This window comes from Bacillus sp. RC251, from assembly GCF_044908765.1.
GTDB lineage: Bacteria > Bacillota > Bacilli > Bacillales > Bacillaceae_G > Bacillus_A > Bacillus_A wiedmannii.
The window spans coordinates 77,276-102,288 of sequence record NZ_JBIYDP010000001.1; the positions used below are offsets into that span (position 1 = coordinate 77,276).

Here is a 25,013-nt window from a genome sequence, read left to right on the forward strand (position 1 = left end):
GTCCAGTGCCAGATGAACAAGGCCGCGTAACATATTCTTATTTCAACTTATCAGATGAGCAAATCGCAAGAAATCATGTGTGGAACCGCGGGGACTATCCGCAAGCTACAACAAATTATTATAGTACATTAACAAATAAAATTGCGGCAGGTGGTACGAAAACTCCTGCATACCAGCAAATTTTAAAAGATACAAAGTTGAATTATTTAGGAAATGAATACATCGCAAATAACTATAATGAATTCAAAAATAAAATGCAGCAACGTTATAACGAAAAGTTACCAAAGATTGAAATCCTTTATAAACAATCAATGGATGGCGCATTGCAAGATGTGAAAAAAGTAATTGGAGAAATCGGTTATCCGCAAGGGGCAAACCGTGTTTCTTATAAAGCTGAGCCGTATAATGCGAAAGAAGGATATTCTTTAGTGACGATTACGTTTATGTAAAAAAGCAACCTAGATCCCATGTTGGATCTAGGTTGCTTTTTTATAATTTAATTTGACATATACAGTCCAACTGTATAAAATCAAACTATACAGTTAAACTATATAGTTTAGCTATATATTTATCGTTACATTGGAGGTCTTTATGAATAGAGATAAAAATTTACCATTAACGGAAACAACGTATTACGTTCTTTTAGCGTTATTAGAGCCAGCTCATGGATATTTAATTATGCAAAAGGTGGAGGAATTAAGTAATCAACAAGTAAAGATCGCAGCGGGTACATTGTATGGTGCGGTTGAAAATTTATTAAAACAAGGGTTAATAGAATCGGTAAAAAGTGAAGATAAACGAAGAAAAGTGTATGTCATTACGGAACGTGGGAAAGAAGTATTGCGCTTAGACTTTATGAGAATGCAGCACATTATTGAGGTTACAAAAAGTTTATTACACGTATAGTTAGGGGGAAACGATGATGTGGAGATTGAAATTCTTTTTAGACTTTGAGAAAGAGGAAAAATGGTTAGAAGAGATGGCTTGGAAAGGCTATCAACTAGAAAGCACTACATTTGGTTATACATTTAGATATACAGAGCCGGAAGATGCGACGATTAGAATAGACCATAGAGTATTTAGTAGAAAAAGTGATTTTATGAATTACTGTACATTATTTGAAGACAGTGGATGGGAGCATATAGCTGGTAATCGGTGGTCAGGTACGTACTATTTTAAAAAGGTAAATGAAGAAAGTGAAGATGACATTTTTTCAGATCAAATGTCACGAGCAGGGAAGTACAAACGCCTATCTAAAACATTTTTAGAATTAGCGATCTGTTATTTGCCGATATTATTCCTATTTATGTTTAATGACACGATTCATTTAGGAGCACTTGTAAATCCGAAAGAACTATATTTGACGCCAGGACTATGGGATAAGCAAGGTGTATCATTTCTATGGTCATTCTTATTTGAAACGCCATTTGCATTAATGAGAGGACTGTTTTGGACGTTTATCCCCGCTGCGACATGTATGTTTTTCATTTGCTCGTATAAAGCAAATCGGTTGTATGAGGCGAGAAGATGATAGGATGGGTCCCCTTAAAGCTGATGCTTTGAGGGGATTTTTTGAGTTTGTAAATGGTACCTTTTTAAAACGAGTAAAGGAAAAGGATGCTTTATAGAGCATGCCTACAATTTAGAATTTACTATATTCATTGTTGTAAATATGTATAATTACATAAAAATTCAAGAGAAAAGAGAGTATACTTTTTTATTGTGTAATAAAGATAAGGCCCGCCTACGGAAATAGGTGGGCCTTTTTAATATATAAAGAAAAGATATCCTCTAAGATGTCTTCTTAAAGAAATCCTTCATCATTTTCACATCTTTTATGTTCACTACCACGCCTTGCACCTTATCTTTCTTCTCATCTTTAGCAATCGTAATTTGCTCCTTATTATCAACCCATACAAGAAACTCTTCTTTTGCGTCATCTTTATATGTAACGGTAATAGTAGAATGTGTAGATTCTCTCTTTTTTTGATCAAGTGTAATTGTTTTAGGCGTTCCTTTTTGAACTGCTGAAACGATAGAATTTATCATTTCTTCGTTGTCTGTTTGAGATTTAGAAGTAGTATTGTTGGTTGTCTGAAGTATTTCGATATCTGTAATATTTGCGGAGTTTAATTGAAAGGCATTTTGTTTCTGTTCTTGTTTAGTTTGTGGAGATTTGTCTGTAGCTGAGGTACTTGCACAGCCTATTAAAGTGAAAGATAGAGCGGTTAGAGCGCATATAGATATGATTTTTTTCATAGTATCCCTCCTTACTTTTAATTATAACAATTTTCTGTTAATTAAGGTAGTTATTGTAAGGGAAAATGTTTTAAAGTGGTAAATTATGTTGTTCATTCTCTATTAAAATCAAAATTCACATAACTTTTTTCATATTTTATGTTTAACATTTCGAAAATGGGTGTACTACATATAATATAACAAATAATTCATTTTAGAGGAGGAAGTTAAAGATGGAAACGAAGTATAGTAAACCTTTTGTATATGAATTTATTACGGAGAAAGAGGTCATGAATGCGGCGAATGATCTAGTGAAGAAAGGAATAGACCAAAAAGATATTTACGTATTAACACATGAGAAAGAAAGGACAGATAGAATCGCAGACAATGCAGATGTGAATACAATTGGAATAAAAGAAGAGGGACTTGGGACAAGCATTATTAACGTCTTTCAAAAAACGGGAGATCAGTTAAGAAATAAGATGCAAGAGTTAGGACTTAATGAGGAAGAAGCTAACTTTTATGAAGAAAAGCTGGATGAAGGAAAAATCTTGTTATTCGTTAAGGATTTAGAAAGAGTTGGTGAATGGTTACAAGAAAGAAGATGCACGTATACTCTTTAAATCTATAAATCTATTACGAAAAGGAGATGGGAAATATGAGTGAGAGCGGGCTAAAAGAACAAATTACGGGTAAAGTTGAAAAGAAAAAAGGACAAATAAAAGAAGGAATTGGTGAAGTTACAGAGGACAGAGAGTTGAAAAATGAAGGGAAGTGGGAGAAGACAAAAGGAACTATAAAAGAAAAAGTCGGAAAAGTGAAACAAAAGATAAGTGATGAATTGGATCATAAAGAATAATACATGTTCATCAAGCTTTGGTTACATACCAAAGCTTGATGAACCCAATATAAAAATAATATAGGAGGTTTAATTATGGGACTTATTATTACGTGTATTGTAGGTGGACTTATTGGTGCGTTAGCTGGAATGATTACAGGAAAAGACTTTCCTTTAGGTATAGTTGGTAATGTGATTGCCGGATTAATCGGATCTTGGGTAGGTAGTTCGTTATTTGGTCATTGGGGTCCTGAATGGGGAGGCATTTTCGTTCTTCCAGCGTTATTAGGTGCAATCGTCTTTATTTTAATCGTTACATTCTTTTCTAGAATGCTACGGAAAGCGTAAGTATGATAATGAATAGTAATCTTAAGTTTATTATATATAGCTATAAAGTTAATAAACTGATAAATATACATAAAAAAGCATCCAATTAAAATAATTTGGATGCTTTTTTAATGTAATTTGCATAGGAATGAGTGGAGGATGAAGAACCCCCACTCATTAAAATTATACTTTCTATTATGTATTAAACCATTGTTACTTTTTCACAATTATTTATTCTTACGACTTGCCTTGGTTCTATATGAGATAAGTCCTCGCTATTACCTATATCAACTACAATTGTATTCGTTAGTATGTTAATAATAGAACCAATTAATTTTGTAGCATGATCGTGTCGATAAGAAAATTGAACGAAATCTCCCTTTTTAAAGTTGTGCTCTTCCATAGATAGATCCCCCTAAAAATAATGTTTATACATTATACATACACAATTTTATAAGGTTTAAACATTTGGTAGTACTTTTTAAGTGTTAAGCTGGGAAAGATATAGAAAATTTATTTATCCCGCTTTAATGGGCAGTAAGACCCCCACCTCAAAATTCAGCGAAAGCAAAGAATTTAGGTGGGGAATCAACTGCCCATAAAAGTCCGATTGGTTCAACTAATAATCAGTGGGGGATGAAGAAAACCCCCACTGATTAAAGTTTCACTTTATAATTAAAATAAAAAAATATGTTTAAAATTAATTTTTATGGGTAATTAAATAGTAAGAGTTTGAGATAAGGGGGCGGAAATGATGAATTTGGCAATAAATATTTTGCAAAATGATTTAGGTTATACAGTACAACTAAATGGTGAAATTGATGCGTATACGGCATCAGATTTAAAAAATAAGGTAATGCCTATTGCAAGTGAGAAAGAGGTTTATATAGTAGTAGATTTTAATAAGGTAGAGTATATGGATAGTACGGGTTTAGGCGTTTTTATAGCGCTATTAAAAGCAATTAAGAAAAATGATGGAAAACTAGAGTTTATTGGTGTGTCTAAAAGACTAAAAAGATTGTTTGATATTACAGGGCTAACAGAAATATTAAATTTGAATTCCGATTTTGAAAAAGTAGAAAGAAGGTGACTAGGGATGATGGAGAGATTTGAAAAGATAGAAATGAAAATTCCTGCAAAAGCAGAATATGTGGCTATTATTCGTTTAACAATGGCTGGTGTTGCGAATCGAATGGGCTTTGCTTATGACGATATAGAAGATATGAAAATTGCTATTAGTGAAGCATGTACAAACATTGTACAACATGCATATAAAGAAGACGTTGGAGAAATTACAATTGTCTTTGGTCTATATGAAGATCGATTAGAAATTATGGTTGCGGATAATGGGGTTAGCTTTGATTTCAGCACTTTAAAAAGGAAAGTTGGTCCGTATGATATTAATAAACCAGTAGAGCATTTGCCGGAAAATGGTTTAGGTTTATATTTAATCAATACGTTAATGGATGATATACAAATTATGCATGATGAGGGCATGACAGTTTTAATGACAAAATATATACAAAGAGAGCAGGTGGAGAATGATGGAAATCCAATCTCAACCTACAAATCTTGCTAAAGAAGACGTTATTAAACTAATTGCAGACTTTCAACAAAATCAATGTGATGAAGCGCAGGAAAGGTTGGTTAATCACTATAAAAATCTCGTACATTCCATTGCATATCGCTATTCAAAAGGTGGGCCAATGCATGAGGATATTATACAAGTAGGAATGTTAGGGCTCTTAGGCGCAATAAGAAGGTATGATTATTCAATAGGGAATGCTTTTGAGCCATTTGCAATACCTACGATAGTAGGTGAAATAAAGAAGTATTTACGTGATAAAACTTGGGGCATTCATGTTCCAAGGCGAATTAAAGATTTAGGCGGGAAGATTAAACTTGCGATAGAGGAGCTAACAGATCACCTGCAACGTTCACCGAAAATTATAGAGATTGCGGATCATTTAGGACTATCCGAAGAGGAAGTGCTAGAAATTATGGATGCAAAAAATAATTATCGAGTATCTTCCTTAGATGATGTAGTTGAAAATTCATCTGATGGAAGTTCGGTAGCAAGAATTGAATCTGTAGGTGAAGTAGAGCAAGGATATGAAGAAACAGAAAGACGTCTCGTTTTAAAGGATATTTTTAACGTATTAAATGATACGGAAAAGAGTGTTATTCATTATATATTTGGAGAAAATTTAAATCAAAAGGATACAGGGGAACGGTTAGGTATTTCACAAATGCATGTTTCTCGTATTAAAAGACAAGCGATAAGTAAATTGAAGCAAGCAGCATTTTTAGATACATAAAAATTTAAAAGAATTATGTTTAAAGCATGAGAAAAGGGGTAGTTATTAAGTATAGGAGGAGATATTAAAATGTCACACGATGTGAAAGAACTAATCAAAGGATTGAATGAAGATTTAGCAGGAGAATACGCGGCAATTATTATGTATAACCATAATGCAGCTACAGTTTCTGGTATATATAGACAAGTGTTAAAACCTTTCTTTGAATCTGAAATTAGTGATGAACAAGGACATGCCCTATATTTAGCGGAGAAAATTAAGACGTTAGGTGGTACACCTACTACGATCCCTTTACCAGTGAAACAAGTAGAAGATGTTAGAGAAATGTTAGAAGAAGCTAGACAATCAGAATATGAAACAATTAAGCGCTATGAAACGAGAAAAGAACAGGCAGCGAAATTAAATATGACAGAGTTAGTTGTAAAGTTAGAAGATATGATCGCAGATGAAACAAATCATATGGAAGAATTAGATCGTCTTTTAAGCGACAAAGCAATGGTGTTAAATTAATAGTGGAACTTTATAGAGTGAAAGAACAAACTCTCATTTCTAGGGAGTTTGTTCTTTTGCTGTATAAATATGTTTGAGTAGGAAATTTTCATTTTATAACTGAGTATGCAATACTAGAAAAATAGAAAATGATAATAGATTTACATTTTAAATAAGAAAAGGGGAAATAACTTGTGTCCATTTTAATTGTCGATGATAATCCGGTTAACATCTTTGTAATTGAAAAAATTTTAAAACAAGCCGGATATCAGGATCTTGTATCGCTTAATTCTGCACAAGAGCTTTTCGAATACATCCATTTTGGAAAAGATTCTTCCAGGCATAATGAAATTGATTTAATACTATTAGATATTATGATGCCTGAAATTGATGGACTTGAAGTTTGTAGGCGATTACAAAACGAGGAGAAGTTTAAAGATATTCCTATTATTTTTGTAACAGCTTTAGAAGACGCGAATAAATTAGCTGAAGCGCTAGATATAGGGGCAATGGATTATATTACGAAACCGATAAATAAAGTTGAATTGTTAGCGCGTATGCGTGTAGCATTACGCTTGAAATCGGAATTAAATTGGCATAAAGAACAAGAAGAAAACCTTCGTAATGAATTAGATTTAGCAACGCAAGTACAAAGAAACTTATTAAGTAGCCCATTACGAGAAGATCATATAAAAATTGAAGCAAGTTACTTACCTTCATTTAAATTAGCTGGAGATATGTATTATTGGTATAAAATCGATGAAAGCCGCTACGGTATTATATTATTAGATGTGATGGGACATGGTATATCTGCTTCATTAGTTTGTATGTTTATTTCGTCTGTATTACGTGAAACGATTAAATCTTTAATCGATCCAGAACTTGTCATTAAAGACTTAAATAAATATATGACTCTTTTACATAATGAGAATGACGATATTCCATATTATTTTACAGCGATATATTTAGTAGTAGATACAGAAAAGAGAACGATTGAATATGTAAATGCAGGACATCCTTCTGGATACGTTTTAGTTGATGAGACAAATATGGTTGAACTAAATCGAGGAAGTTGTGCAGTAGGATTTTTTGATGAAATAAAAGTTAAAAAGACCGTTATACCTTTTGAGAAGAACGCTCAAATCGTATTGTTTACAGATGGTGTTCTTGAAGCAATTGCACATGATGAATTTGAGGCTGAAGAGAAATTACGTGCTTTTACAGAAAGAAAATGGGGAGATTTAGAAGAAGAGATCGAAGGGTTTTACAAGGAAGAACAGAAGAAAGCACAATCAGATGATATGTGCCTCATTATGATACAAGCGAATGCGAAATAAAAAGCGTATGAAATCCAAACAGAGGATTTCATACGCTTTTTATTGTATTTTTTGATAGATTTGTTCGTTCGGATTAAACTGGATATAATGCGGCATTATATGTGAAAAACGGAGAGTTTCTTTATTTCCTAAACATAGGAATCCGTTGTGACCTAAACTTTCATAAAATAGTTGCTGTACTTGGTTTTGAAGTTTACTCGTAAAGTAAATTAAAACGTTACGGCAAAGTATAATATGAAATTCGTTAAAAGATTGATCAGTTACTAAATTATGTTGCGCAAAAATAATGTTTTGTAACAGTGATGGATTAAAATAAGCAAAACGATTATCTGTTGAATAATAGTTAGAAAATGCTTGTGTACCGCCAGCTTGTAAATAATTTTTCGTATAAGTTTGCATTTTATTTAACGGAAGGATAGCTTGTTTTGCTTTCTCTAACACATCTGTATTCATATCTGTTGCGTAAATAACAGCTTTTTCACTTAATCCTTCTTCGTGAAGTAAGATGGACATTGATAATACTTCTTCACCAGTTGCGCATCCAGCATGCCAAATTCTAATTTCAGGATACTTTTTTAGTTCAGGAATCACATGCTCTCTTAGCGCTTTAAAAAAGTTAGGGTTACGGAACATTTCAGTTACATTAATGGAGAAATCATTTAATAACTGTTCTAAAACCCCTTCCTCATGAATTACTTTTTCAATTAACTTTGAAATGGTTGGTATATTAGAGAGCTGCATTCGATTGCAAATTCTTCTATAAATAGATGTGCGAGCATATTGGCGAAAATCGAAGCCAGATAGTTTAAATACCGCTTCTAATAGTAATTCAATTTCTAAGTTCGTGAGCTTATCCATATCTACAGATGGATCAAAATTATAATACTTATTTTCCACTTAAACTAAACCTCACTTATTTTATTAACCATACACTCATTACTGAATAGAGTTGATGTAAATTTAATGGTTTACTTATATAATCTGAAGCGCCAGCAGATAAACATTTTTCTTTATCATTTGGCATTGCTTTAGCAGTTAATGCGATAATAGGTATTTCATGTAACCCTAAGTTCATTCGGATATGTTCCATCGTTTCATAACCGTCCATATTCGGCATCATAATATCCATTAAAATAAGGTCAATATTTGTATTGTTTTTTAGTATGTCTAAACACTCTATACCGTTTTGCGCAGTAATAATGTTGGCATGTTGTTTTTTTAATGCATTTTGTAATGCAAATATATTTCGATGATCATCATCGACAATTAAAATAGTTTTCTCTTGGAAGACGTTATTTGTTTCTGGCGTCACGATAGTTTCCTCAACAACTTCAGCAGGAATAACATCTTCTATCGTTGCTGCAACTTCTAAATTGGATACTTGTATATCAGTTAACCCATTTGGAAGGTTAGGGATATATACGGTGAAAGTACTGCCTTCTCCTACATTACTCTCTAACGTAATCCAACCACCTAATAATCTAGCAAACTCTTTACAAATAGATAACCCTAAGCCTGTACCACCGTATTTTCGAATCGTTGCGCCATCTGCCTGTTGAAAGGCTTCGAAAATGAGTTGATGTTGTTCTTTAGCGATACCAATACCAGTATCTTTTACCGAAATTTTCATCCAATCATTACTGATAGACTGCATTTCATGACTTAAATTGGCTGTTTCTATTGAATCGAAATGTAAAGAAACGAATCCTTTTTCCGTAAATTTAAATGCATTGGATAATAAGTTTTTAATAATTTGTTCAATCCGTTTTGCATCTGTATAAAACAAATCAGGAATAATATCACTGTCTTCAATAGTAAATTCGACATTTTTTTGTGCAGCTATATGTAAAAAGTTTTGATGCATATTTGCTGCCATATCACTTATGTTCGTTGCTTCAAAAATGATGTCTAGTTTGCCGGCTTCTACTTTAGATAAATCTAGTATGTCATTAATTAGAGTAAGTAAATCTTTCCCTGATGAATGAATAACAGTTGCTAATTCAATTTCATCATCGGATAAATGATTATCATGATTTTCTTTTAACATTTCAGATAATAGTAAAATACTATTTAATGGTGTGCGTAATTCATGTGACATATTTGCTAGGAATTCAGATTTGTATTTTGAGCTACGTAATAACTCACTTGCTTTTTCTTCTAATTCTGATTTAGTGATTTGTAAGTCAGCTGTCTTTTGCTCCGCCTCTTCCGTTCTAGACTCTAGTTGTTCATTCGTTGTTCTTAATTCTTCGGCTTGCATTTGTAGTTCTTCAGCTTGTGTTTGCAATTCTTCTGATTGAACTTGCAACTCTTCTGTCATTGCTTGTGATTCATGTAAAAGAGTTTGAATTCGCATACGTCCCATAATACTATGGATCGTTAAACCTAGGTTATCAACAGTTTGTTGAATTAAATCTTGATGTAAATCTGAAATGTCAGTTACACTTACTAACTCCATTACTGCAATCACTTCATCTTCAAATAAGATAGGGATAACTAGTAGGTTTTGAGGGCGTATTTCTAATAAGCCGCTAGTGACATAACGAAATTCTTCTGGTATTTCTCTAAGAATAAAGCTTTGCTTTTCTAAAGCACATTGCCCAATTAAACCTTCACCCATTTTAATGGATTGCTTCCCAACATCAGAACCCTGATCGGCGAAAGAAGCTTTCTTCACATAGTAGACAGTGTCTTCAATTTCTTCACGTACATAAAATGCACCGCAAGAAGTTTGCGTTTTTTGTATCATTCCACTAAGAATTTTGTTCCCTAACATCTCAATAGAAGATACACCTTGATACATTAAAATTAATTCTGCAAGCTCGGTTTGCAACCACTCTCTTTTCGATATTTCGTCTAGTAGATGGTTCGTTGTATGAGCCAAATCTTTTATCTCATCATGAGTGTTTACATGAATTCTTTCCGTAATTTTTTCTTTAGAAGAAATGGATTTAATAGCTTGAATTACATTTTTAATCGTTTTTGTAATGGAATTCGAAATATAGAGTGAAACGATAATAGAAATACAAGAAAGTAAGAACAACAAACTGTATAACCAAAGCTCTAATTTATTATTTTCCGTATCTAATTGTGCAGCTCTTTTCTTCGTTAGCTGCTCCTCTACACTACGGAAGTTAGTTACCTGCGATTGTAGTGACTGAATTTGAGTCGTATCGATTGCTTGTACGTTATTACGATTGCTATTTGTAATAAGTGGGTGAATCTCTTTATTAATCCAACTAGTAATGTTTTCATTAATCTGTTTTAACTTTTCTTGCTGAGAGGGGTTATCCTCTAATAGAGCAAAAAGATCTTGATAATGTTTTTCGTAATCCTTTTCCGCAGCGTTAAGGGATTGAACGTAATTTGCATCATTAGAAGTGATAAATCCTTTCGCTTTATTTTCAATTGTTAGTAATTCTTTCTCCACTTGATTCGTTAAATTAAGAACTTTAAAATCGTGATCAATAATAAAATTACGAGATTTTTGTAAACTGGAAATCTCATTGTTTAGCATAATGAAAGAAATAAGTAAGAACAAAATGATAACTAAATAACCAGCCATAATTTTGTAGCGAATACTAAATTTTGCTTTCGAGTTCATTAAAAATTCCTACCTTCAAGGTTATTAACAATTTTCAATTGTACAGAATAAAAAACGTAATATATATTATATCAGTTTTCGTAAGGCCAAACTAGAAATCCCCCTATTGTATTAGGGGGGTCTCTTTTTGAATTGAGGAAATCATTTTGAAATATAAAACGATATATGAAAAGTAACAATCGAGGGAATAGGGGATTATAAAACTTTTAAGAAGGAAAGAGTGTTCTTAAAGCTTTGTTTGCATCTATTCCTTCAAAGATAAATAATACAAGTTCTTTCTTTTTGACAGTAAGGAAAAAGGAAACTAATGTGCTTAAGTTTTTAATAGAAGTAAGTGTTCCATGTTTACTTATAAATACATTCGTTTGAAATGTTGTCATTAAAGCATAAAAGTGATGAATCTGCGTTATTGTAGGTGTTTCATTATAAAGAATAGTAGTAGATTGGATTGCATTCATCGAAATATTCCTTTCCGTATAGTAAGTATAACAATATAAACATACCCGTTTTAAAAAATGTTAAACATATAAATAAGAAAAAATATAATTATAGTTTTTTACGTTTAGAAAGGGTTACGAAGGGTATACATATACTACAAAGAGATTGAATGAAGATGAATTGAAAGATTTCTAGTCTATAAAAATATACTTTTACTTTAAATAAAAAGGAGTCGGGTATACATGAATGAACTGATAATTGATATTACATTTGATTTAATTTACTTGTTAAGTAGTTCGCTTGTAATGCTTTTACTATTCGCTTTTTTCGTAAATGGTTATGTTAATAAGAAGATTAGTGTATACAGAAATGAAGAAAGATAAAGATACATGATATAAAACTTTAGGAGGTTACTAGTTATGAATGTAGATAGAAAAATAGTAGGTGTTTTTAGAACAATTGATGATGCGGCATGTGTTATTAATGAATTAAGTGATAAAGGATACTCAGCTGATAACATTTCAGCTATTGCGAAGGATCAAAAGGAAATTGAACATCTGGAAGAGAAATCGGGTGAAAAAGTGAATCATGAAACTGCACATAAAGCGGATATCTTTTCAGCAACAGGGCTTGTGGCAGGAGGAGTAGCAGGCGGACTCGGTGGTTTATTAACAGGTCTTGGTGTACTTGCCGTATCTGGAATGGGTCCAATCGTAGCGGCAGGACCTATCGCAGCAGCTATTGGGGGAGCCGGTATTGGCGGAGGAGCTGGAAGTTTAATAGGAGCATTTATCGGATTAGGCATTCCTGAGGAACATGCTAAGAAATATGAAGAATACATTTACGATGGAAATATATTAATTTTAGTAGATGCAACATTAGATGATAAGTTAGAAATTTATAAAATATTTGATAAGCACAATGCGTATAACTCGGATTTCTTTAAATAATATGTACGTCACATATTAAACATAGTGAATATCGTTTTTTGATCTTACAACTTTGGCGCGGCCGAGGAGTCGTATGACTATAAGAGAGGAAGGGCTTATAGTAAAAGATCAAGTTCTATTCTTTTATTTAAAAGGGAAGAGGTGTCTTTTCGTGATTGTAAAAATAGTAAAGGATAGTAGTAACAGTTTCCTTTGTACAGTTCAAAACAAAAATGGAGAGAAGTATGTAAAGAAATGGTTTCGTAAACAGAAAAACAAGGAAGAAGTAGGGCGACCAACTTTTAAAGAAGTAGAAAGGGATTGGAAAGAAAATAGAGAATCGTTTATGTATCCGAATGTTAAAGCGCTTTATTAAACATAATAGGCGTTTTATTCTTACAAAATTGTCACACTCCTGTAAGGTAATTCAATAGATTCGTTGCTTGTTCCATGTCATAATAAAGACATAAGAAAGCTTATTCAAACTACAACTTATTAGGAGAGTGTCAGTCATGATTGTAACAACAACGTCTGGAATTCAAGGTAAAGAAATTATTGAGTATATCGATATTGTAAATGGTGAAGCTATTATGGGTGCAAATATTGTCCGCGATTTATTCGCTTCTGTTCGTGATGTTGTCGGTGGTCGTGCTGGTTCTTACGAAAGCAAGCTAAAAGAAGCTCGTGATATCGCAATGGATGAAATGAAAGAACTTGCAAAACAAAAAGGTGCGAACGCTATCGTTGGTATTGACGTAGATTATGAGGTTGTTCGTGATGGAATGTTAATGGTTGCTGTAAGTGGTACAGCTGTACGTATATAAGTAAGTAAAAATACAGGCTCACCCCTTGAAGCTTATGCTTTGAGGGGATTTTTTTGTTTTATGACTAACGTTGACAAGAAATTATAATTACATATGTTCAAAGTGGGCAAAACGTTATTGTAAAAAATGCTAGGATTGCTCCTAGCATTTCGTGAGGGGGTATTGCACGGGAATTTAGATAATAAGCAGACACACTTGCTTATTTCAAATGTAGTATATATTGTTTTCAAAGAGAAAAGTAAGAAATACAACAATCTTTATATATGTTTAACGAAGGTGTTAATTATATGACAAATAATAAAATTATTATTTGAGGTAAGAAAAGGTGTATAGGATGTGAAAGGTAAGGTGATAGCATTGATGCAAAAATAAAGGACAGTACATATTGTATATGACGACTATGTACGGTCCTGATTATTCTTTTTGGATTACGAGAAATTGTCTCCTGTTTTACTATAAATTTCATAGGCGAAATAACCAAATAAATAGCCTATTCCGGCCCCTAAACTAAATGAAAGCAGGGAGAATTCCGGGAAAAACATACCGAAAATCAAACCAATCATACAGCCAACAAGCATTCCTATCGGTATGAAACTGTCTAATAAAATTTGAGCCTCATTTGATTTTTTCTTACCTAATTTTCCGTTCTTATATTTATGTTCCAATCTTTTTATTACAAATACTACAATTCCACCAACTATTACAACAGGCCAAATTGCCGAAATGAACCACATGTTAGAAGCTCCTTTCGTTTTTAATTAAATTATACCATATATTAACATTTTTAATTTAAGCGGAGACAAGATCTTCTGCATTTCTTTTCCTTTTATTCATAACTAAAGTTAATAGGAATAAAATGAAGCTTAAAAGTGCCATTATAATAAAAACTTGCGTATAACTATTAAAATAATCACGAGCGATTCCTGCTAGGACAGGAATGAATCCGCCCATAATATATCCTCCTGATTGCATCATAGCAGTCCATGCACTCGCATCTTCTGAAGTTTTTGTTTCATATAGCGGTAGCATGAGAGCGAGTGGAAATACGCCGCCGAGCCCGATACCTAGTAAAATAGAAGGAACCCATGGTGTGGTTAATGGGTAAATCATAAGCGATAAACCTGCGAGTACAAAGCATATACTCCCTAATAACCAAAGTGCTCTGTTTTTATAAATATCCGCTAACGTTGGAATTAAAAAGCTACATATCATTTGAATCACTGTAAAAACAGTTATAAGAGTCCCCGCTTGTTCGCTACTCACACCCATACTTTGATTTGCCGGCGCAAGCCAAGTCGTAATGGAATAAAAGGTTCCTGATTGTATCCCGAAAAAGATTGTGAACAACCACGCTTTTTTATTTCTTAAAGGTAAGCTATTATTCTTTTTATTTCTTAAAGGTAAGCTATTATTCTTTTTATTTTGTGTACTCGTATTCTTTTTTCGTTTCATAACGGGATACCAAAACATAATAGCGATAATAGTTAGTGCACCCCAAAAAGCGAGTGCCATATTCCAAGATCCTTTTAACACATGTTGTAAAGGAATCGTTAACCCTGCACTTAAAGAAGCGCCAGTTCCCATACCTACTGAATATATGCCAATCATTAAGCCGATTTTCGTAGGAAATTTTTCTTTAATAAAACCTGATAGTAACGGACCTGCAAGTGCAATTCCAATACCGATAAATAAAGAACTCGCGAATAATGTGGAAATGGAAAAGGTAAAGACCCTCATGCATGTTGCAAACCCAATTAGAATAAGACAAGCCATAATTGCTTTTTCTGCCCCGTATTTTTTTATTACCTTCCCAGTCAGTAAGGCGAATGTCCCCATACAAAAAACAGGAATAGCTGTTAAAAAACTAACGGAAAAATTACTTATATTTAAGTCTTGTCGGATTGTTTCTAATACAGGTGAAACAGATGTAATTCCGATACGTAAATTAATAGAAACAAAAAATAGTGCTAGTATATACAAATAAGTTCGTTCTTGATGTTTCAATTTCACTTTCTCCTCTCTTAAACATCAGATGTTATTGAGTATATCATCTGATGTTTGTGTGTAATAGATAAGGAGCTTATTTCAGCTCCAAATTTTGAATAGCGTATGTTCGTGCCTCTTCAGTATTTTGTTTTAAAATCGCTTGGAATAACTTTTCATGAATGTCAGAGTTATCTTCATAGTTCGCTGTATGTAATATGAATTGGCTTAAAATGTGGCGAAGGGCAGGTACGAAAGATTCATACAAATCAAGTAGAACTTCGTTTTTGCTCGCCTTTGCAATGGCTAGATGAAACTGAATGTCTGCATCTATGTATGCTACATAATTTCCTTCTTGAAGGGCATTTTTTCTTTTACTCAAATGTCCTTTTAAGTATAAAAGATCCTCGTCGGTTCGGCGCTGTGCTGCTAACATCGCTACTTCTTTATCTAACATATTTCGTGCTTCATACACATGATGTATATTAGCTGTTTGCAATCGTTTTTCAAATGAATCTTGCGTTGTATTGAGTGAAACAATACGAGTACCTTGTCCTTGGCGAACTTCTAATATGCCAGCATGTACTAATATCTTTATGCTCTCTCGCAATGTTGATCGTCCAACTCCTAACTCTTCCATTAATTGCGGCTCTGTAGGGAGGCGATCACCAACTTCATACTCGCCAGAAAAGATTTTCTCCTGTAGACGTTCCAACACTTCATCGACTAATTTCCGCCGAGCAACTTTTGAAAAAGATTTCTTTTCGTTCATATTCATCTGCTCATCTCCTGTTATATTCGTTTTTATGATAACCAATTTAAGTTTGGTTGACAATGTTATTTTTTAGGTAGTTGAAATGGGATACTAAAATAGGGTTTATAAGACATAAAAAAATCGATTTCTCCTGAATACATAGTAATATAAAAAAAACGCTCTTGTGAGCGTCTTTTTCTAATTTGAGATAGATGTATCATTATTGTTCTACTAGGTTACATAGTTCTCGTATAAAGTTTTCTCACACAAATGATCTGTGTATCAATTTATTTTTGATATACAGATCATTTGTATGATAATTATTATAGATAATTGCTGAATGATAACCTTACATGAATGCTTTTAAAAGTTCTTGAACTAATGGAATTACTCCACCTACAAATTTTAAAACTGCCATTGCGATTTCCATATGAGTGCCTCCTTTTTTTATGGTAAGATGCAATAAATCTTTATACGCTTATTATAGTAAGCGCTTACAATTATATCAATGCATTTCGATATGCAATATTTCATATTAATATTCTGTAATGGGGATGGAAAAAAGCCCCACTAATTAAAGTTTCACTTTATCAAAATGTAAGCTGCATCTTGTATAATATAATGATGGAGGTCGAATATGAAAAAAATGAATTCAAATATAGATGTGGATACAAATGTATTGGAAGCGGTATTTATTCCAAGAAGGTTTATTGTTTTATGGATTACACTCGTATATATAGCTTCAATGCTTTTAGAATTTCGTAATAATATTCTCTCAATAGATAGTTTCTTTTTTACAATAGTCATTGTTATTCATACTATTTTTCATTGGTATGCGAGTTCATTAAAAAATAGGCAATTGTTGTATTTCTTTTTTGTACAACTTTTCATTGTGTTTTTGGCTGCATTTATTGTACCAAATGGTTCAATAGCTATTTTTGTTGGATTAACCCCTATTTTAATTGCTCAAAGTTTATATGTTTATCACAATATATTTAAAGTAATGGCAGTTTTTACTCTCATGTATGCCATATTTTGTATTGCGATTAGTATGAATTATGGTGTGAATAAAGTAGCTATTCTTATCTCTATGTTCCTTTTAGTACTAGCAATTATTATTCCTTTTTCTTATATTAATAAGCAGCAATATGATGCACGTAATCGTATACAGAGCTACATTCAAGAGTTAGAGTCTGCATATATGAGAGTAGAAGAATTGACATTAGCTAATGAAAGGCAGCGAATGGCAAGGGATTTACATGATACGTTAGCGCAAGGTGTAGCGAGCTTAATTATGCAATTGGAAGCAATAGACGCCCATATGCAAAAAGGGAATATAGGACGATCTCAAGAGATTATGAAACAAACTATGATAAGAGCGAGACAAACTTTACATGATGCAAGGTTGGTTATTGATGATTTGCGTCATACTACCAATTCATTTAATAAAGCAGTAGAGGAAGAAGTTCAACGTTTTTCTGAGGCTACGTCTATACAAGTGAGATTTACTATTCAAAGCCCTCCGCATATTTCAAGCTTAGTAAAGGAACATTGTTTATATGTAATTAGTGAATGTTTAACGAATATCGCAAAACATTCGCAGGCAACAGATGTAAATTTAAAAGTTGAATATATCGATAACCTTGAAAAGCTTACTATTGAAGTTGAAGATAATGGAATGGGCTTTGACACTGGATCTATCGGTAAGAATCCTGGGCATTATGGATTAATTGGCTTAAATGAGCGAGTTCGATTGATTAATGGAGAAATACATATATTGAGTGAAAAGATGAAGGGTACGAAAGTGTGTATTCAAGTACCTATCAATAATGAAGGAGATAGCCATGAAGTATAACGTATTAATTGTGGATGATCATTTCGTTGTAAGAGAGGGTCTGAAATTAATAATAGAAACGAGTGATTCATTTCAAATTATAGGTGAGGCTGCAAATGGAGAAGAAGCCCTTTCTTTCATAGAAAAAAAGAAACCTGATGTTATTTTAATGGATTTAAATATGCCTAAAATGAGTGGGTTAGAAACAATTGAAGCTTTAAATAAAAAACAAAATCATACGCCGATTATTATATTAACTACTTATAACGAAGACGAATTAATGTTAAAGGGAATTGAGTTAGGAGCAAAAGGATATTTGCTAAAAGATACGGATCGTGAGAATTTGTTTCGAACATTGGAAGCGGCTATTCGAGGTGAGATTTTACTACAACCCAATATTATGGAAAAGATAGTGAATTATAAAAGGAAAGAAGTATATGCTGATAAGGTTGAAGAAAATAATTTAACAGAAAAAGAATTGTTTGTGTTGAAAGCTATAGCGCGTGGAAATAAGAATAAAGAAATTGCATTCGATATGGGAATAGCTGAGCGAACAGTAAAAGCGTATTTAACAAATATATACAATAAATTAGGTGTTAATTCAAGGTCAGAAGCAGTAGCTGTATCTATTGAAAGGAAGTTAATTCATTTTTAAAACATTATATATGCCCAATCGTACATTATAGGCTTGCCCTTTTGTACGATTTTTTTATTATTTTCTCATGTTATGCTTTAGAAAGTATGAGAGATTTAAGAACGCTCTAATTGCATTACACAGACGTTTTTAATATGGGAAAGGAAGAAGAATAATTAAATGGCAACTTTGTTTTTAATTTCTGTAGTAATTTTCTTTATTTGGCTGCAAAGTAAACAAACAAAATTAAACTGGATACATATTATTACTTTTCTCATGATGATAGGGATTATTACTTATACGGCGCCGCAACCAGTGACTAGAGATTTACAAGCAGAGTTATTGGCAGCTACGATTTTTTCTTTCGCTATTGGTGTTTGGCAAGGTGGAGGAATTACAGTTTGTAATGAGGATGGAATTTTATATATTACAAATGGAAAACAGTATTCCATTTCATGGATTCTTTTAATAATCGGCAACATAATTATTATTAACACATTTGAAGGAGAATTTACATTTAATGGATCGTGGATTATTTTGTGTAGCGTTGCCATTGCATCTGGGGTGAAAAACAGTATTCTATGTATTCTGTACAAATTAACAGTGCGAAATTGAATGGAAAAAGAATATTTTTTTATATTAATATAGAAATTATTACTGTAAGTTCATCAAAAGATTGTAGACGATAAAAACAGGAAAGAAGAATGGGGGAGTTAGCGTAGATGTTTCTACCTATTACTACATTTGATAGGTTTATTTGGCTGGGGAATGTTGCTTTCTCTTCAGAAAAAGTTAGCAAAAATCAAACGCTTTTGAGGGCTGAAGAGCAAGATGATAATTTGCGTAACAAGAAATATATAGATTCGGTTACTAAAATTCATAAGGAAATAAATATAGATTTTGTAAAATGTGGTGCTAATTATGTATCGGGCTGTGCGGAACCGCATTCAATAATTGTCATAACAAGTGGCGATACGTTTGTTGGAAGTGGACGGGTTAATAAGTATGGAGAATTTAAAATATATACGAATGATTATCTGGAAGAGCATTTGGTAATAGAGATGCAGTTGATAATGGGTGGTTTTTATCAAGAGAGTATAACGGTAAAGATAGAACGTTAAGATAGGATTATTTCTTTTTTTCCACTATATAAAAAGGAAGCAACCGTAGTCGCTTCCTACATCAATTAAGCCGAAGCTCTCTTCATTCTTTCAAGTAAACTAGATAACACATGCGTACGATACGATTCTAGTTTTTTACCTTCATAAGTACGGATACCTAATTTTTTAAGTTCTTTTACATACCAACCTTTGCTTCCGAAATACATGTGATCGCTCCCCTTCAACTTTGTTTTTAGTTGTTCTGATTGCATATGGAGGTACAGGTAATATAATGAAGGAAATGAATTTCGCGCGAAAATGGTTAACTTTGTTGCAAAAGACATATATACTAAGGATAGTATATAACGAGGTGGGCAAGACGTGATTATAGAGAAGCACGAAATTCAAATTGACCAAATTACGAGCGGTAAAGTGAATATCTTTACTTTCTATAGAAATAGAAAGCAAGTTGATGATCATTTTTTACGATTGCAAGAACCATCGCTTACAGCAAACTACTTCTTCCATTTTCATTTTGATGCAGAGAGCTTGCATCTACTGCAGGAAGAGTTTCCGAGCGTATATCCGTACGACGGTAGTGAAACGATTCACGACTGGACGGAAAAGATGAAAGCAGAATTGCAACATCAGATCCAAACAGGAAAATGGAATAAGCGCGTACGTATCGGTAATCGCATTCTAGATGTGGTGTTTACGTGGTGTGACGAAGATATAGTAGAGTGAAAAAGAAGCGGAGGACGCTTCTTTTTTTAGCGCTGGAATAAAACGAGCTTACCTGCAGAAGATGTGCAGCGATGTGTTTTTTCATACAATCCTTTTTCTTGTAAAATAGATTCACCTTTTGCTTTCGCTTCTTTTTCAGTTGCCGCCTCGAATGATTCGTCTAATGCTTTTGAACCATCTTTTTCAAAGACTGTTAGAACGTATACTCCCATGAAAATTCCCTCCAATAATAAAAATCAGAATCTTATAACTATTTTGGCATAAATCACTAGAATATGCAAAGAAATATATGACATTGCGTGTTACAATAAGGTGAAACTTTAACTAGTGGGGAGTCTATTCATGCCTACTTATTAAAGTTTTCAGCAATTTTAATATTGATAAAATGAAACTTTTGAAAGATAGAAAGGATCGTTATTTGTGAAACAAGTGAAGTTTATACATGCGGCTGATTTGCATTTGGATAGTCCGTTTAAAGGAATGGAGATGAATGTACCGCAGTCTGTTTGGGAAAGAATGAAGCAAAGTACGTTTGAATCGTTTGAGCGTATTGTTGATAAAGCGATTCAAGAGCGCGTTGATTTCGTATTACTAGCCGGGGATTTGTATGATGCGGAGACGAGAAGTTTGAGAGCGCAAGTGTTTGTGCGCGAGCAAATGAAGAGACTTTCGCAGTACGATATCCCTGTTTTTATTATTCACGGTAACCACGATCATTTAGGGGGAAGCTGGGCAGCAATTGAGTTTCCGGAAAATGTTCACGTGTTTACGGAGCCTTACGTAGAAGAGAAATCATTTTATAAAAATGGTGAGTTGTTAGCTTCTATTTACGGTTTTAGTTATTTGCAGCAAGCGGTAACGGATAATATGACAGCGCAGTATACGAAAATGAGTGATGCGCCTTTTCATATTGGCATGCTTCACGGAAGTGTGGAAGGGGATGCAGAGCATAATCGCTATGCACCGTTTCAAATTCGTGAGCTGAAAGAAAAGCAGTTTGATTATTGGGCTCTTGGTCATATACATAAACGTGAAATTTTATCAGAAGAGCCGTGCATTATTTATCCAGGTAATATACAAGGACGTCATCGTAAGGAAACAGGAGAGAAGGGTGCATACCTGATTGAACTCACGAAACAAGGGTCGCACTGTTCATTTTTCCATACGGCGGATGTTGTGTGGGATGAGATAGAAGTGAATATTGATGGACTTGAAACTGTTGATGAACTTATGACGAGCGCATCGAATGCGATGAATGAGTGCCGAAGAGAAGAGGAAGGGACGCTACTTACTGTCGTATTTACAGGACAAGGCCCACTTTCTCCTTATTTACGTGATGAAAAGCGTGTGGAAGAGATCTTTCATATTTTAGCAGCTGGCGAAGAGCGAAAAGACTTTGTATATGCGATGAAGTGGAAAAATGAGACGGTTTCTTTTGCGGAAATCGAGCGTTTGAAAGAGGAAAATCATTTCGTCGGTAGTGTGCTAAAAGAGTTAGAAGCTTTCACCAATATGGACGGCGTATTGCGCAGTATTTGGACATCTCCTGTAGCGCGTAATAGTATTGAATCTTTTACAGAAGAAGAGAAGAAAGAGATTCAAAAGGAAGCAGAAAATATTATTTTAGAGCAATTATTCCAGCAAGAGAGGGATAAGAAATGAGAATTGAAAAACTCCATATTTATGGGTACGGAAAATTAGAAAATGTGGAAATGGATCTATCAATGCTGACAGTGTTATACGGTGAAAATGAAGCGGGAAAATCGACAATTCGCTCATTTATGAAAAGTATTTTATTCGGTTTTCCGACGAGAGGACAGCGCCGTTATGAGCCGAAAGAAGGCGGCAAGTATGGCGGTGCGATGACTGTGCAAACAGAGAAGTACGGCCGTTTGAAAATTGAACGGTTGCCAAAGACGGCAGCTGGCGAGGTGACCGTTTACTTTGAAGACGGGAAAACGGGCGGCGAAGAAATTTTAAACGATATATTAAGCGGGATGAATGAAAGTTTATTTGAATCTGTCTTTTCATTTGATATGCACGGCCTTCAAAATATTCATCAGCTCGGCGAAACGGATATCGGAAATTATTTATTTTCAGCAAGCGCAGTCGGAAGCGATGCGTTATTACAACTAGATAAAAAGCTAGAAAAGGAAATGGATCAGCGCTTTAAGCCGAGCGGGCGTAAACCTGAAATTAACGTGTCACTGCAAGAAATGAAGAAGCTTGAAGAGAAGATGAAAGAGTGGCAAGGGAAAATTGGCACGTATGAAAAGCAAGTGGAGCAGTTAAAAGAAAGTGAAGAGAAACTTGCTTCTGTTCGTGCGGAAAAAGAGAGTGCAGAAAAGCGAAAGCAAGATTATGAAATATTAGCAGTGCTAGAGCCTCTCGTTATTGAAAAGCGTGCGCATGAGAAAGTGTTAGAAAACGAGAGCGGGCAGTTTCCTGTAAACGGGATGGCACGCTATGAAGCGATTAAGGCGAAGATGGAGCCGCTTCAATTACAAGTGGATTCACTCCATAAGAAAATAGAGACTGTGCAAACGGAAATTGAATCGATTCAAATAGATGAAGAGTTTTTACAAAAAGAAAGTTATGTAGAAGAACTTCGTATGCAGCATATGTCTTATGAAAATGCACGCCAAGAAATGCGTGACATGATAGGAACAATTACGAATATAAAAGAAGAACTGGCAGAACTAGAGCAACAAATCGGTGCTACTTTTGAAAAAGAAACAGTCCTTTCGTTTGATATGAGTTTGGCAACGAAAGAGTTAATTACGCAAACGGTGCAAAAGGCGCGCGAACTAGAAACGCAAAAAACACAGCTTGATGAGCGTTTTAAAGTAGCGCAGGAGCAATTAGAAGAACAAGAAGGAAACATAAAACAGGTTAAGCAACAAATGTTAGCGGATGAAGAACGAAATACGCTAGTTGAGAAAGAAAAGTCATTCCAAGATGCGGCGTTTATCAGTATGAGCGCAGAGAGAATGAAGCGCAAGTATGAAGAGAAGGCAGGAGCGGCAGTGCAAAAGAAAAAACAGTGGCAAAGAGTTTGTCTTCTGTTACTTCTTATTAACACAGTCGTTTTATTCACAAGCTTATTTATAGACAACCGCCTACTCTTATTTATTAGTGTTATTATTTTTGTAGGGATTGTTCTTGCCCTCGTTTTATATAAAGATCCGTCAAGTGGATTACAAGAAGAGCTTCTTACTCTTCAGCAAAGTGCTGGTGGGAGACAAAGTGAAGAAGCAATGTCAGTTCGTTATCAATTAGAAAAAGATGAAGAGATACGTAAATTATTTGAGCGTGAGTCGTATAAGTTACAGCAAATAGAGCGAGCTTATGATAAAGTCGTTTCATCGTATGAGGAATGGGAGAGAGAAACGTTCCGCATTAGCGAACAAGTAAATGTGTATAAAGTGCGCTATATGTTCCCTGAATTTTATACGTATGCACACATATTGCCGGCGTTTGAGCGTATGGAAAAAATGCAGCAATTATATCGCGAGTTAGAGAAACAAAGTGAGCGGAAATCTTCATTATATGAAATGATTTCGCAATTTGAACATAAACTAGAAACTGTTATCGGTAGTGCGGAGTATAGTAAACTGCACGAGGCACAAAGCCGTATGCAAAATGAGAAAGAGAAGCGACAAACTTGTAAGCAGCGAAAAGAGAAATTAGCTGAATGGCAAGAAGAATATGAGTTCATGCAAGAGCAATTAAAACAACTGTTAGTAGAACGAGATAGTTTATGGCATATCGCACATTCTACAGATGAAGAGATGTTTTTAAAAGCAGGTAAACTGGCAGAAAAACGTGAAGATGCTGAGCAGCAAATCGGGCGTTTATTACCGCAAATTGATCTGTTAGAACAACGTTTAACGAGTTTATCATTAGCTGAACATTATGAGGCTGACGGTTATGATGAAAAATTAAAGCAAGAAATGACAGCTGCGCAAAATTGTCTTATGAAAGAGAAAGAACTGACAGAGCGTATTGCGAAACATCGTATGGAAATCGCGAATTTAGAAGAAGGTAGTACGTACGGTGATTTACTGCACGAATGGGAAATGAAAAAAGCGCAAGTGCGTGAACAAGTGAAGAAGTGGGCTGCTTATGCGGCCGCAAAGACAGTATTAACGAAAACGAAGCAATATTATCATGAAGTACATCTTCCTCGTATTTTACAAAAATCAGAAGAGTATTTCGTCTATTTAACAGGCGGACGATATAGTAAAATCTTTTCACCGTCAGAGGCAGAACCGTTCATTGTTGAGCGTAATGACGGTATGCGTTTTTACAGTCATGAACTAAGTCAAGCGACAGCAGAGCAGTTATATTTATCGTTACGATTTGCGTTAGCGAAAACGTTTGAGCATGATTATCCATTTATTATTGATGATAGTTTTGTACATTTTGATGCGGTAAGGACGAATCGTACGATTGAACTAATAAAGGAAATTGCGAAAGATAGACAAGTCATCTTCTTTACATGTCATGCGCATTTACTAACGTATTTTACAGAAAAACAGATTATAAAATTAGTGCGTAAGCGTAAAGAAAATGAGTTGTAGTGTGCTATACTAAAAGTAATTGATATGGTGGAGGAATTC

At 34.0% G+C, this 25,013-nt stretch carries 31 protein-coding genes and 2 pseudogenes; 22 read left to right on the plus strand and 11 right to left on the minus strand.

Annotation, left to right across the window (positions count from 1 at the left end; genetic code table 11):
- Positions 1-2 precede the first annotated feature (2 nt).
- From ABH961_RS00400 to ABH961_RS00410, 3 genes and pseudogenes are all read left to right on the plus strand, one after another.
- Positions 3-449: pseudogene (locus tag ABH961_RS00400) on the plus strand (S-layer homology domain-containing protein); the annotation flags it as partial.
- 142 nt (positions 450-591) lie between these two features.
- Positions 592-906 (plus strand): PadR family transcriptional regulator, encoded by a 315-nt coding sequence (locus ABH961_RS00405; RefSeq protein WP_048545456.1) that lies wholly within the window; start codon positions 592-594, stop codon positions 904-906.
- A gap of 13 nt (positions 907-919) precedes the next feature.
- Positions 920-1,531 carry a DUF2812 domain-containing protein gene (locus ABH961_RS00410; protein ID WP_098080291.1) on the plus strand — a complete coding sequence of 204 codons (612 nt, stop codon included), beginning with the start codon at positions 920-922 and terminating at the stop codon, positions 1,529-1,531.
- A 260-nt stretch (positions 1,532-1,791) separates the two neighbouring features.
- On the opposite strand, the gene ABH961_RS00415 is transcribed toward ABH961_RS00410, so the two are convergent.
- Complete coding sequence (locus ABH961_RS00415) at positions 1,792-2,259, minus strand: LptM family lipoprotein (protein ID WP_098080289.1); 468 nt, start codon at positions 2,257-2,259, stop codon at positions 1,792-1,794.
- Between the two features lie 212 nt (positions 2,260-2,471).
- Here ABH961_RS00415 and ABH961_RS00420 point away from each other — a divergent pair, with 212 nt between their 5' ends.
- The 3 genes from ABH961_RS00420 (at position 2,472) to ABH961_RS00430 (ending at position 3,424) form a co-directional block, all read left to right on the plus strand.
- On the plus strand, positions 2,472-2,861 hold the full coding sequence (locus ABH961_RS00420) for a YflT domain-containing protein (RefSeq protein WP_097865278.1): 390 nt from the start codon (positions 2,472-2,474) through the stop codon (positions 2,859-2,861).
- Positions 2,862-2,896: 35 nt separating this feature from the next.
- Positions 2,897-3,097 (plus strand): CsbD family protein, encoded by a 201-nt coding sequence (locus ABH961_RS00425; protein WP_000004258.1) that lies wholly within the window; start codon positions 2,897-2,899, stop codon positions 3,095-3,097.
- A gap of 75 nt (positions 3,098-3,172) precedes the next feature.
- The gene (locus tag ABH961_RS00430; protein WP_000522904.1) at positions 3,173-3,424 is read left to right on the plus strand and encodes a GlsB/YeaQ/YmgE family stress response membrane protein; all 252 of its coding nucleotides are present in this window, start codon (positions 3,173-3,175) and stop codon (positions 3,422-3,424) included.
- 181 nt (positions 3,425-3,605) lie between these two features.
- On the opposite strand, the gene ABH961_RS00435 is transcribed toward ABH961_RS00430, so the two are convergent.
- Positions 3,606-3,806, minus strand: coding sequence for a methyltransferase (locus ABH961_RS00435; RefSeq protein WP_000390990.1), 201 nt, complete (start codon positions 3,804-3,806; stop codon positions 3,606-3,608).
- Between the two features lie 348 nt (positions 3,807-4,154).
- Here ABH961_RS00435 and rsbV point away from each other — a divergent pair, with 348 nt between their 5' ends.
- The 5 genes from rsbV (at position 4,155) to ABH961_RS00460 (ending at position 7,547) form a co-directional block, all read left to right on the plus strand.
- Positions 4,155-4,493: an anti sigma b factor antagonist RsbV gene (gene rsbV, locus ABH961_RS00440; protein ID WP_404518731.1), complete on the plus strand. Its 339-nt coding sequence runs from the start codon at positions 4,155-4,157 to the stop codon at positions 4,491-4,493.
- A 6-nt stretch (positions 4,494-4,499) separates the two neighbouring features.
- Positions 4,500-4,982, plus strand: a complete 483-nt coding sequence (gene rsbW, locus ABH961_RS00445; protein WP_063260035.1) for an anti-sigma B factor RsbW — start codon at positions 4,500-4,502, stop codon at positions 4,980-4,982.
- Entirely contained in the window at positions 4,945-5,721 is a 777-nt protein-coding gene (gene sigB, locus ABH961_RS00450) for an RNA polymerase sigma factor SigB (RefSeq protein ID WP_404518734.1), read from the plus strand. Before rsbW ends, sigB begins: the two co-directional genes overlap by 38 nt.
- A 69-nt stretch (positions 5,722-5,790) precedes the next feature.
- Positions 5,791-6,231, plus strand: coding sequence for a ferritin-like domain-containing protein (locus ABH961_RS00455; RefSeq protein ID WP_404518735.1), 441 nt, complete (start codon positions 5,791-5,793; stop codon positions 6,229-6,231).
- 173 nt (positions 6,232-6,404) lie between these two features.
- On the plus strand, positions 6,405-7,547 hold the full coding sequence (locus ABH961_RS00460) for a SpoIIE family protein phosphatase (protein ID WP_404518737.1): 1,143 nt from the start codon (positions 6,405-6,407) through the stop codon (positions 7,545-7,547).
- Between the two features lie 39 nt (positions 7,548-7,586).
- Here ABH961_RS00460 and ABH961_RS00465 read toward each other — a convergent pair whose 3' ends face one another.
- From ABH961_RS00465 to ABH961_RS00475, 3 genes are all read right to left on the minus strand, one after another.
- Complete coding sequence (locus ABH961_RS00465) at positions 7,587-8,444, minus strand: CheR family methyltransferase (protein WP_098079763.1); 858 nt, start codon at positions 8,442-8,444, stop codon at positions 7,587-7,589.
- A gap of 16 nt (positions 8,445-8,460) precedes the next feature.
- Entirely contained in the window at positions 8,461-11,151 is a 2,691-nt protein-coding gene (locus tag ABH961_RS00470) for a response regulator (RefSeq protein WP_340421993.1), read from the minus strand.
- 206 nt (positions 11,152-11,357) lie between these two features.
- Positions 11,358-11,609, minus strand: a complete 252-nt coding sequence (locus tag ABH961_RS00475; protein WP_097845240.1) for a hypothetical protein — start codon at positions 11,607-11,609, stop codon at positions 11,358-11,360.
- Positions 11,610-11,831: 222 nt separating this feature from the next.
- Between ABH961_RS00475 and ABH961_RS00480 the strand changes: the two genes are divergently transcribed.
- The 4 genes from ABH961_RS00480 to ABH961_RS00495 all read left to right on the plus strand — a co-directional run bounded on the left by ABH961_RS00480 (position 11,832) and on the right by ABH961_RS00495 (position 13,342).
- Positions 11,832-11,972, plus strand: a complete 141-nt coding sequence (locus tag ABH961_RS00480; protein WP_098079759.1) for a hypothetical protein — start codon at positions 11,832-11,834, stop codon at positions 11,970-11,972.
- Between the two features lie 36 nt (positions 11,973-12,008).
- Positions 12,009-12,539, plus strand: coding sequence for a general stress protein (locus ABH961_RS00485; RefSeq protein WP_001100081.1), 531 nt, complete (start codon positions 12,009-12,011; stop codon positions 12,537-12,539).
- A gap of 151 nt (positions 12,540-12,690) precedes the next feature.
- On the plus strand, positions 12,691-12,894 hold the full coding sequence (locus tag ABH961_RS00490; RefSeq protein WP_141520048.1) for a DUF4028 family protein: 204 nt from the start codon (positions 12,691-12,693) through the stop codon (positions 12,892-12,894).
- Between the two features lie 136 nt (positions 12,895-13,030).
- Positions 13,031-13,342: a YbjQ family protein gene (locus tag ABH961_RS00495; RefSeq protein WP_000637510.1), complete on the plus strand. Its 312-nt coding sequence runs from the start codon at positions 13,031-13,033 to the stop codon at positions 13,340-13,342.
- A gap of 428 nt (positions 13,343-13,770) precedes the next feature.
- Here ABH961_RS00495 and ABH961_RS00500 read toward each other — a convergent pair whose 3' ends face one another.
- The 4 genes and pseudogenes from ABH961_RS00500 to ABH961_RS00515 form a co-directional block, all read right to left on the minus strand.
- Entirely contained in the window at positions 13,771-14,076 is a 306-nt protein-coding gene (locus ABH961_RS00500) for a hypothetical protein (RefSeq protein WP_098079754.1), read from the minus strand.
- Positions 14,077-14,131: 55 nt separating this feature from the next.
- Positions 14,132-15,346 (minus strand): MFS transporter, encoded by a 1,215-nt coding sequence (locus ABH961_RS00505; protein WP_404518740.1) that lies wholly within the window; start codon positions 15,344-15,346, stop codon positions 14,132-14,134.
- A 76-nt stretch (positions 15,347-15,422) separates the two neighbouring features.
- On the minus strand, positions 15,423-16,103 hold the full coding sequence (locus tag ABH961_RS00510; protein ID WP_098079750.1) for a FadR/GntR family transcriptional regulator: 681 nt from the start codon (positions 16,101-16,103) through the stop codon (positions 15,423-15,425).
- A gap of 325 nt (positions 16,104-16,428) precedes the next feature.
- A pseudogene (locus ABH961_RS00515) lies at positions 16,429-16,613 on the minus strand (hypothetical protein).
- 103 nt (positions 16,614-16,716) lie between these two features.
- On the opposite strand from ABH961_RS00515, the gene ABH961_RS00520 reads away from it, so the two are divergent.
- The 4 genes from ABH961_RS00520 (at position 16,717) to ABH961_RS00535 (ending at position 19,668) form a co-directional block, all read left to right on the plus strand.
- Positions 16,717-17,934 (plus strand): sensor histidine kinase, encoded by a 1,218-nt coding sequence (locus tag ABH961_RS00520; protein WP_098079748.1) that lies wholly within the window; start codon positions 16,717-16,719, stop codon positions 17,932-17,934.
- Positions 17,924-18,568 (plus strand): response regulator, encoded by a 645-nt coding sequence (locus tag ABH961_RS00525; RefSeq protein WP_000876838.1) that lies wholly within the window; start codon positions 17,924-17,926, stop codon positions 18,566-18,568. The genes ABH961_RS00520 and ABH961_RS00525 overlap by 11 nt, the downstream gene beginning before the upstream one ends.
- Positions 18,569-18,727: 159 nt before the next feature.
- Complete coding sequence (locus tag ABH961_RS00530; RefSeq protein ID WP_098079746.1) at positions 18,728-19,162, plus strand: hypothetical protein; 435 nt, start codon at positions 18,728-18,730, stop codon at positions 19,160-19,162.
- Between the two features lie 107 nt (positions 19,163-19,269).
- Positions 19,270-19,668, plus strand: a complete 399-nt coding sequence (locus ABH961_RS00535; protein WP_098079744.1) for a hypothetical protein — start codon at positions 19,270-19,272, stop codon at positions 19,666-19,668.
- A gap of 65 nt (positions 19,669-19,733) precedes the next feature.
- On the opposite strand, the gene ABH961_RS00540 is transcribed toward ABH961_RS00535, so the two are convergent.
- Positions 19,734-19,874, minus strand: coding sequence for a YflJ family protein (locus ABH961_RS00540; protein WP_000273537.1), 141 nt, complete (start codon positions 19,872-19,874; stop codon positions 19,734-19,736).
- Between the two features lie 154 nt (positions 19,875-20,028).
- Here ABH961_RS00540 and ABH961_RS00545 point away from each other — a divergent pair, with 154 nt between their 5' ends.
- Positions 20,029-20,391 carry a hypothetical protein gene (locus ABH961_RS00545; protein ID WP_016136590.1) on the plus strand — a complete coding sequence of 121 codons (363 nt, stop codon included), beginning with the start codon at positions 20,029-20,031 and terminating at the stop codon, positions 20,389-20,391.
- A 26-nt stretch (positions 20,392-20,417) separates the two neighbouring features.
- On the opposite strand, the gene ABH961_RS00550 is transcribed toward ABH961_RS00545, so the two are convergent.
- On the minus strand, positions 20,418-20,603 hold the full coding sequence (locus ABH961_RS00550) for a YhzD family protein (protein ID WP_000539551.1): 186 nt from the start codon (positions 20,601-20,603) through the stop codon (positions 20,418-20,420).
- 208 nt (positions 20,604-20,811) lie between these two features.
- Here ABH961_RS00550 and ABH961_RS00555 point away from each other — a divergent pair, with 208 nt between their 5' ends.
- Both ABH961_RS00555 and ABH961_RS00560 read left to right on the plus strand, forming a co-directional pair.
- Positions 20,812-22,053, plus strand: coding sequence for a metallophosphoesterase family protein (locus ABH961_RS00555; RefSeq protein WP_048545406.1), 1,242 nt, complete (start codon positions 20,812-20,814; stop codon positions 22,051-22,053).
- A complete protein-coding gene (locus ABH961_RS00560) occupies positions 22,050-24,974 on the plus strand; it encodes an ATP-binding protein (protein ID WP_098079742.1) in 2,925 nt (974 codons plus the stop codon). The genes ABH961_RS00555 and ABH961_RS00560 overlap by 4 nt, the downstream gene beginning before the upstream one ends.
- Positions 24,975-25,013: the final 39 nt, after the last annotated feature.

Coding starts and splice junctions, on each gene's coding strand:
- ABH961_RS00410 (WP_098080291.1), top strand. CDS start 920: ATGATGTGGAGATTGAAATTCTTTTTAGACTTTGAGAAAGAGGAAAAA.
- ABH961_RS00495 (WP_000637510.1), top strand. CDS start 13,031: ATGATTGTAACAACAACGTCTGGAATTCAAGGTAAAGAAATTATTGAG.
- ABH961_RS00435 (WP_000390990.1), bottom strand. CDS start 3,806: ATGGAAGAGCACAACTTTAAAAAGGGAGATTTCGTTCAATTTTCTTAT.
- ABH961_RS00475 (WP_097845240.1), bottom strand. CDS start 11,609: ATGAATGCAATCCAATCTACTACTATTCTTTATAATGAAACACCTACA.
- ABH961_RS00415 (WP_098080289.1), bottom strand. CDS start 2,259: ATGAAAAAAATCATATCTATATGCGCTCTAACCGCTCTATCTTTCACT.
- ABH961_RS00550 (WP_000539551.1), bottom strand. CDS start 20,603: ATGGGAGTATACGTTCTAACAGTCTTTGAAAAAGATGGTTCAAAAGCA.
- sigB (WP_404518734.1), top strand. CDS start 4,945: ATGATGGAAATCCAATCTCAACCTACAAATCTTGCTAAAGAAGACGTT.
- ABH961_RS00430 (WP_000522904.1), top strand. CDS start 3,173: ATGGGACTTATTATTACGTGTATTGTAGGTGGACTTATTGGTGCGTTA.
- rsbV (WP_404518731.1), top strand. CDS start 4,155: ATGATGAATTTGGCAATAAATATTTTGCAAAATGATTTAGGTTATACA.
- ABH961_RS00480 (WP_098079759.1), top strand. CDS start 11,832: ATGAATGAACTGATAATTGATATTACATTTGATTTAATTTACTTGTTA.
- ABH961_RS00535 (WP_098079744.1), top strand. CDS start 19,270: ATGTTTCTACCTATTACTACATTTGATAGGTTTATTTGGCTGGGGAAT.
- ABH961_RS00540 (WP_000273537.1), bottom strand. CDS start 19,874: ATGTATTTCGGAAGCAAAGGTTGGTATGTAAAAGAACTTAAAAAATTA.
- rsbW (WP_063260035.1), top strand. CDS start 4,500: ATGATGGAGAGATTTGAAAAGATAGAAATGAAAATTCCTGCAAAAGCA.
- ABH961_RS00510 (WP_098079750.1), bottom strand. CDS start 16,103: ATGAATATGAACGAAAAGAAATCTTTTTCAAAAGTTGCTCGGCGGAAA.
- ABH961_RS00420 (WP_097865278.1), top strand. CDS start 2,472: ATGGAAACGAAGTATAGTAAACCTTTTGTATATGAATTTATTACGGAG.
- ABH961_RS00455 (WP_404518735.1), top strand. CDS start 5,791: ATGTCACACGATGTGAAAGAACTAATCAAAGGATTGAATGAAGATTTA.
- ABH961_RS00530 (WP_098079746.1), top strand. CDS start 18,728: ATGGCAACTTTGTTTTTAATTTCTGTAGTAATTTTCTTTATTTGGCTG.
- ABH961_RS00405 (WP_048545456.1), top strand. CDS start 592: ATGAATAGAGATAAAAATTTACCATTAACGGAAACAACGTATTACGTT.
- ABH961_RS00500 (WP_098079754.1), bottom strand. CDS start 14,076: ATGTGGTTCATTTCGGCAATTTGGCCTGTTGTAATAGTTGGTGGAATT.
- ABH961_RS00525 (WP_000876838.1), top strand. CDS start 17,924: ATGAAGTATAACGTATTAATTGTGGATGATCATTTCGTTGTAAGAGAG.
- ABH961_RS00485 (WP_001100081.1), top strand. CDS start 12,009: ATGAATGTAGATAGAAAAATAGTAGGTGTTTTTAGAACAATTGATGAT.
- ABH961_RS00425 (WP_000004258.1), top strand. CDS start 2,897: ATGAGTGAGAGCGGGCTAAAAGAACAAATTACGGGTAAAGTTGAAAAG.
- ABH961_RS00560 (WP_098079742.1), top strand. CDS start 22,050: ATGAGAATTGAAAAACTCCATATTTATGGGTACGGAAAATTAGAAAAT.
- ABH961_RS00520 (WP_098079748.1), top strand. CDS start 16,717: ATGAAAAAAATGAATTCAAATATAGATGTGGATACAAATGTATTGGAA.
- ABH961_RS00470 (WP_340421993.1), bottom strand. CDS start 11,151: ATGAACTCGAAAGCAAAATTTAGTATTCGCTACAAAATTATGGCTGGT.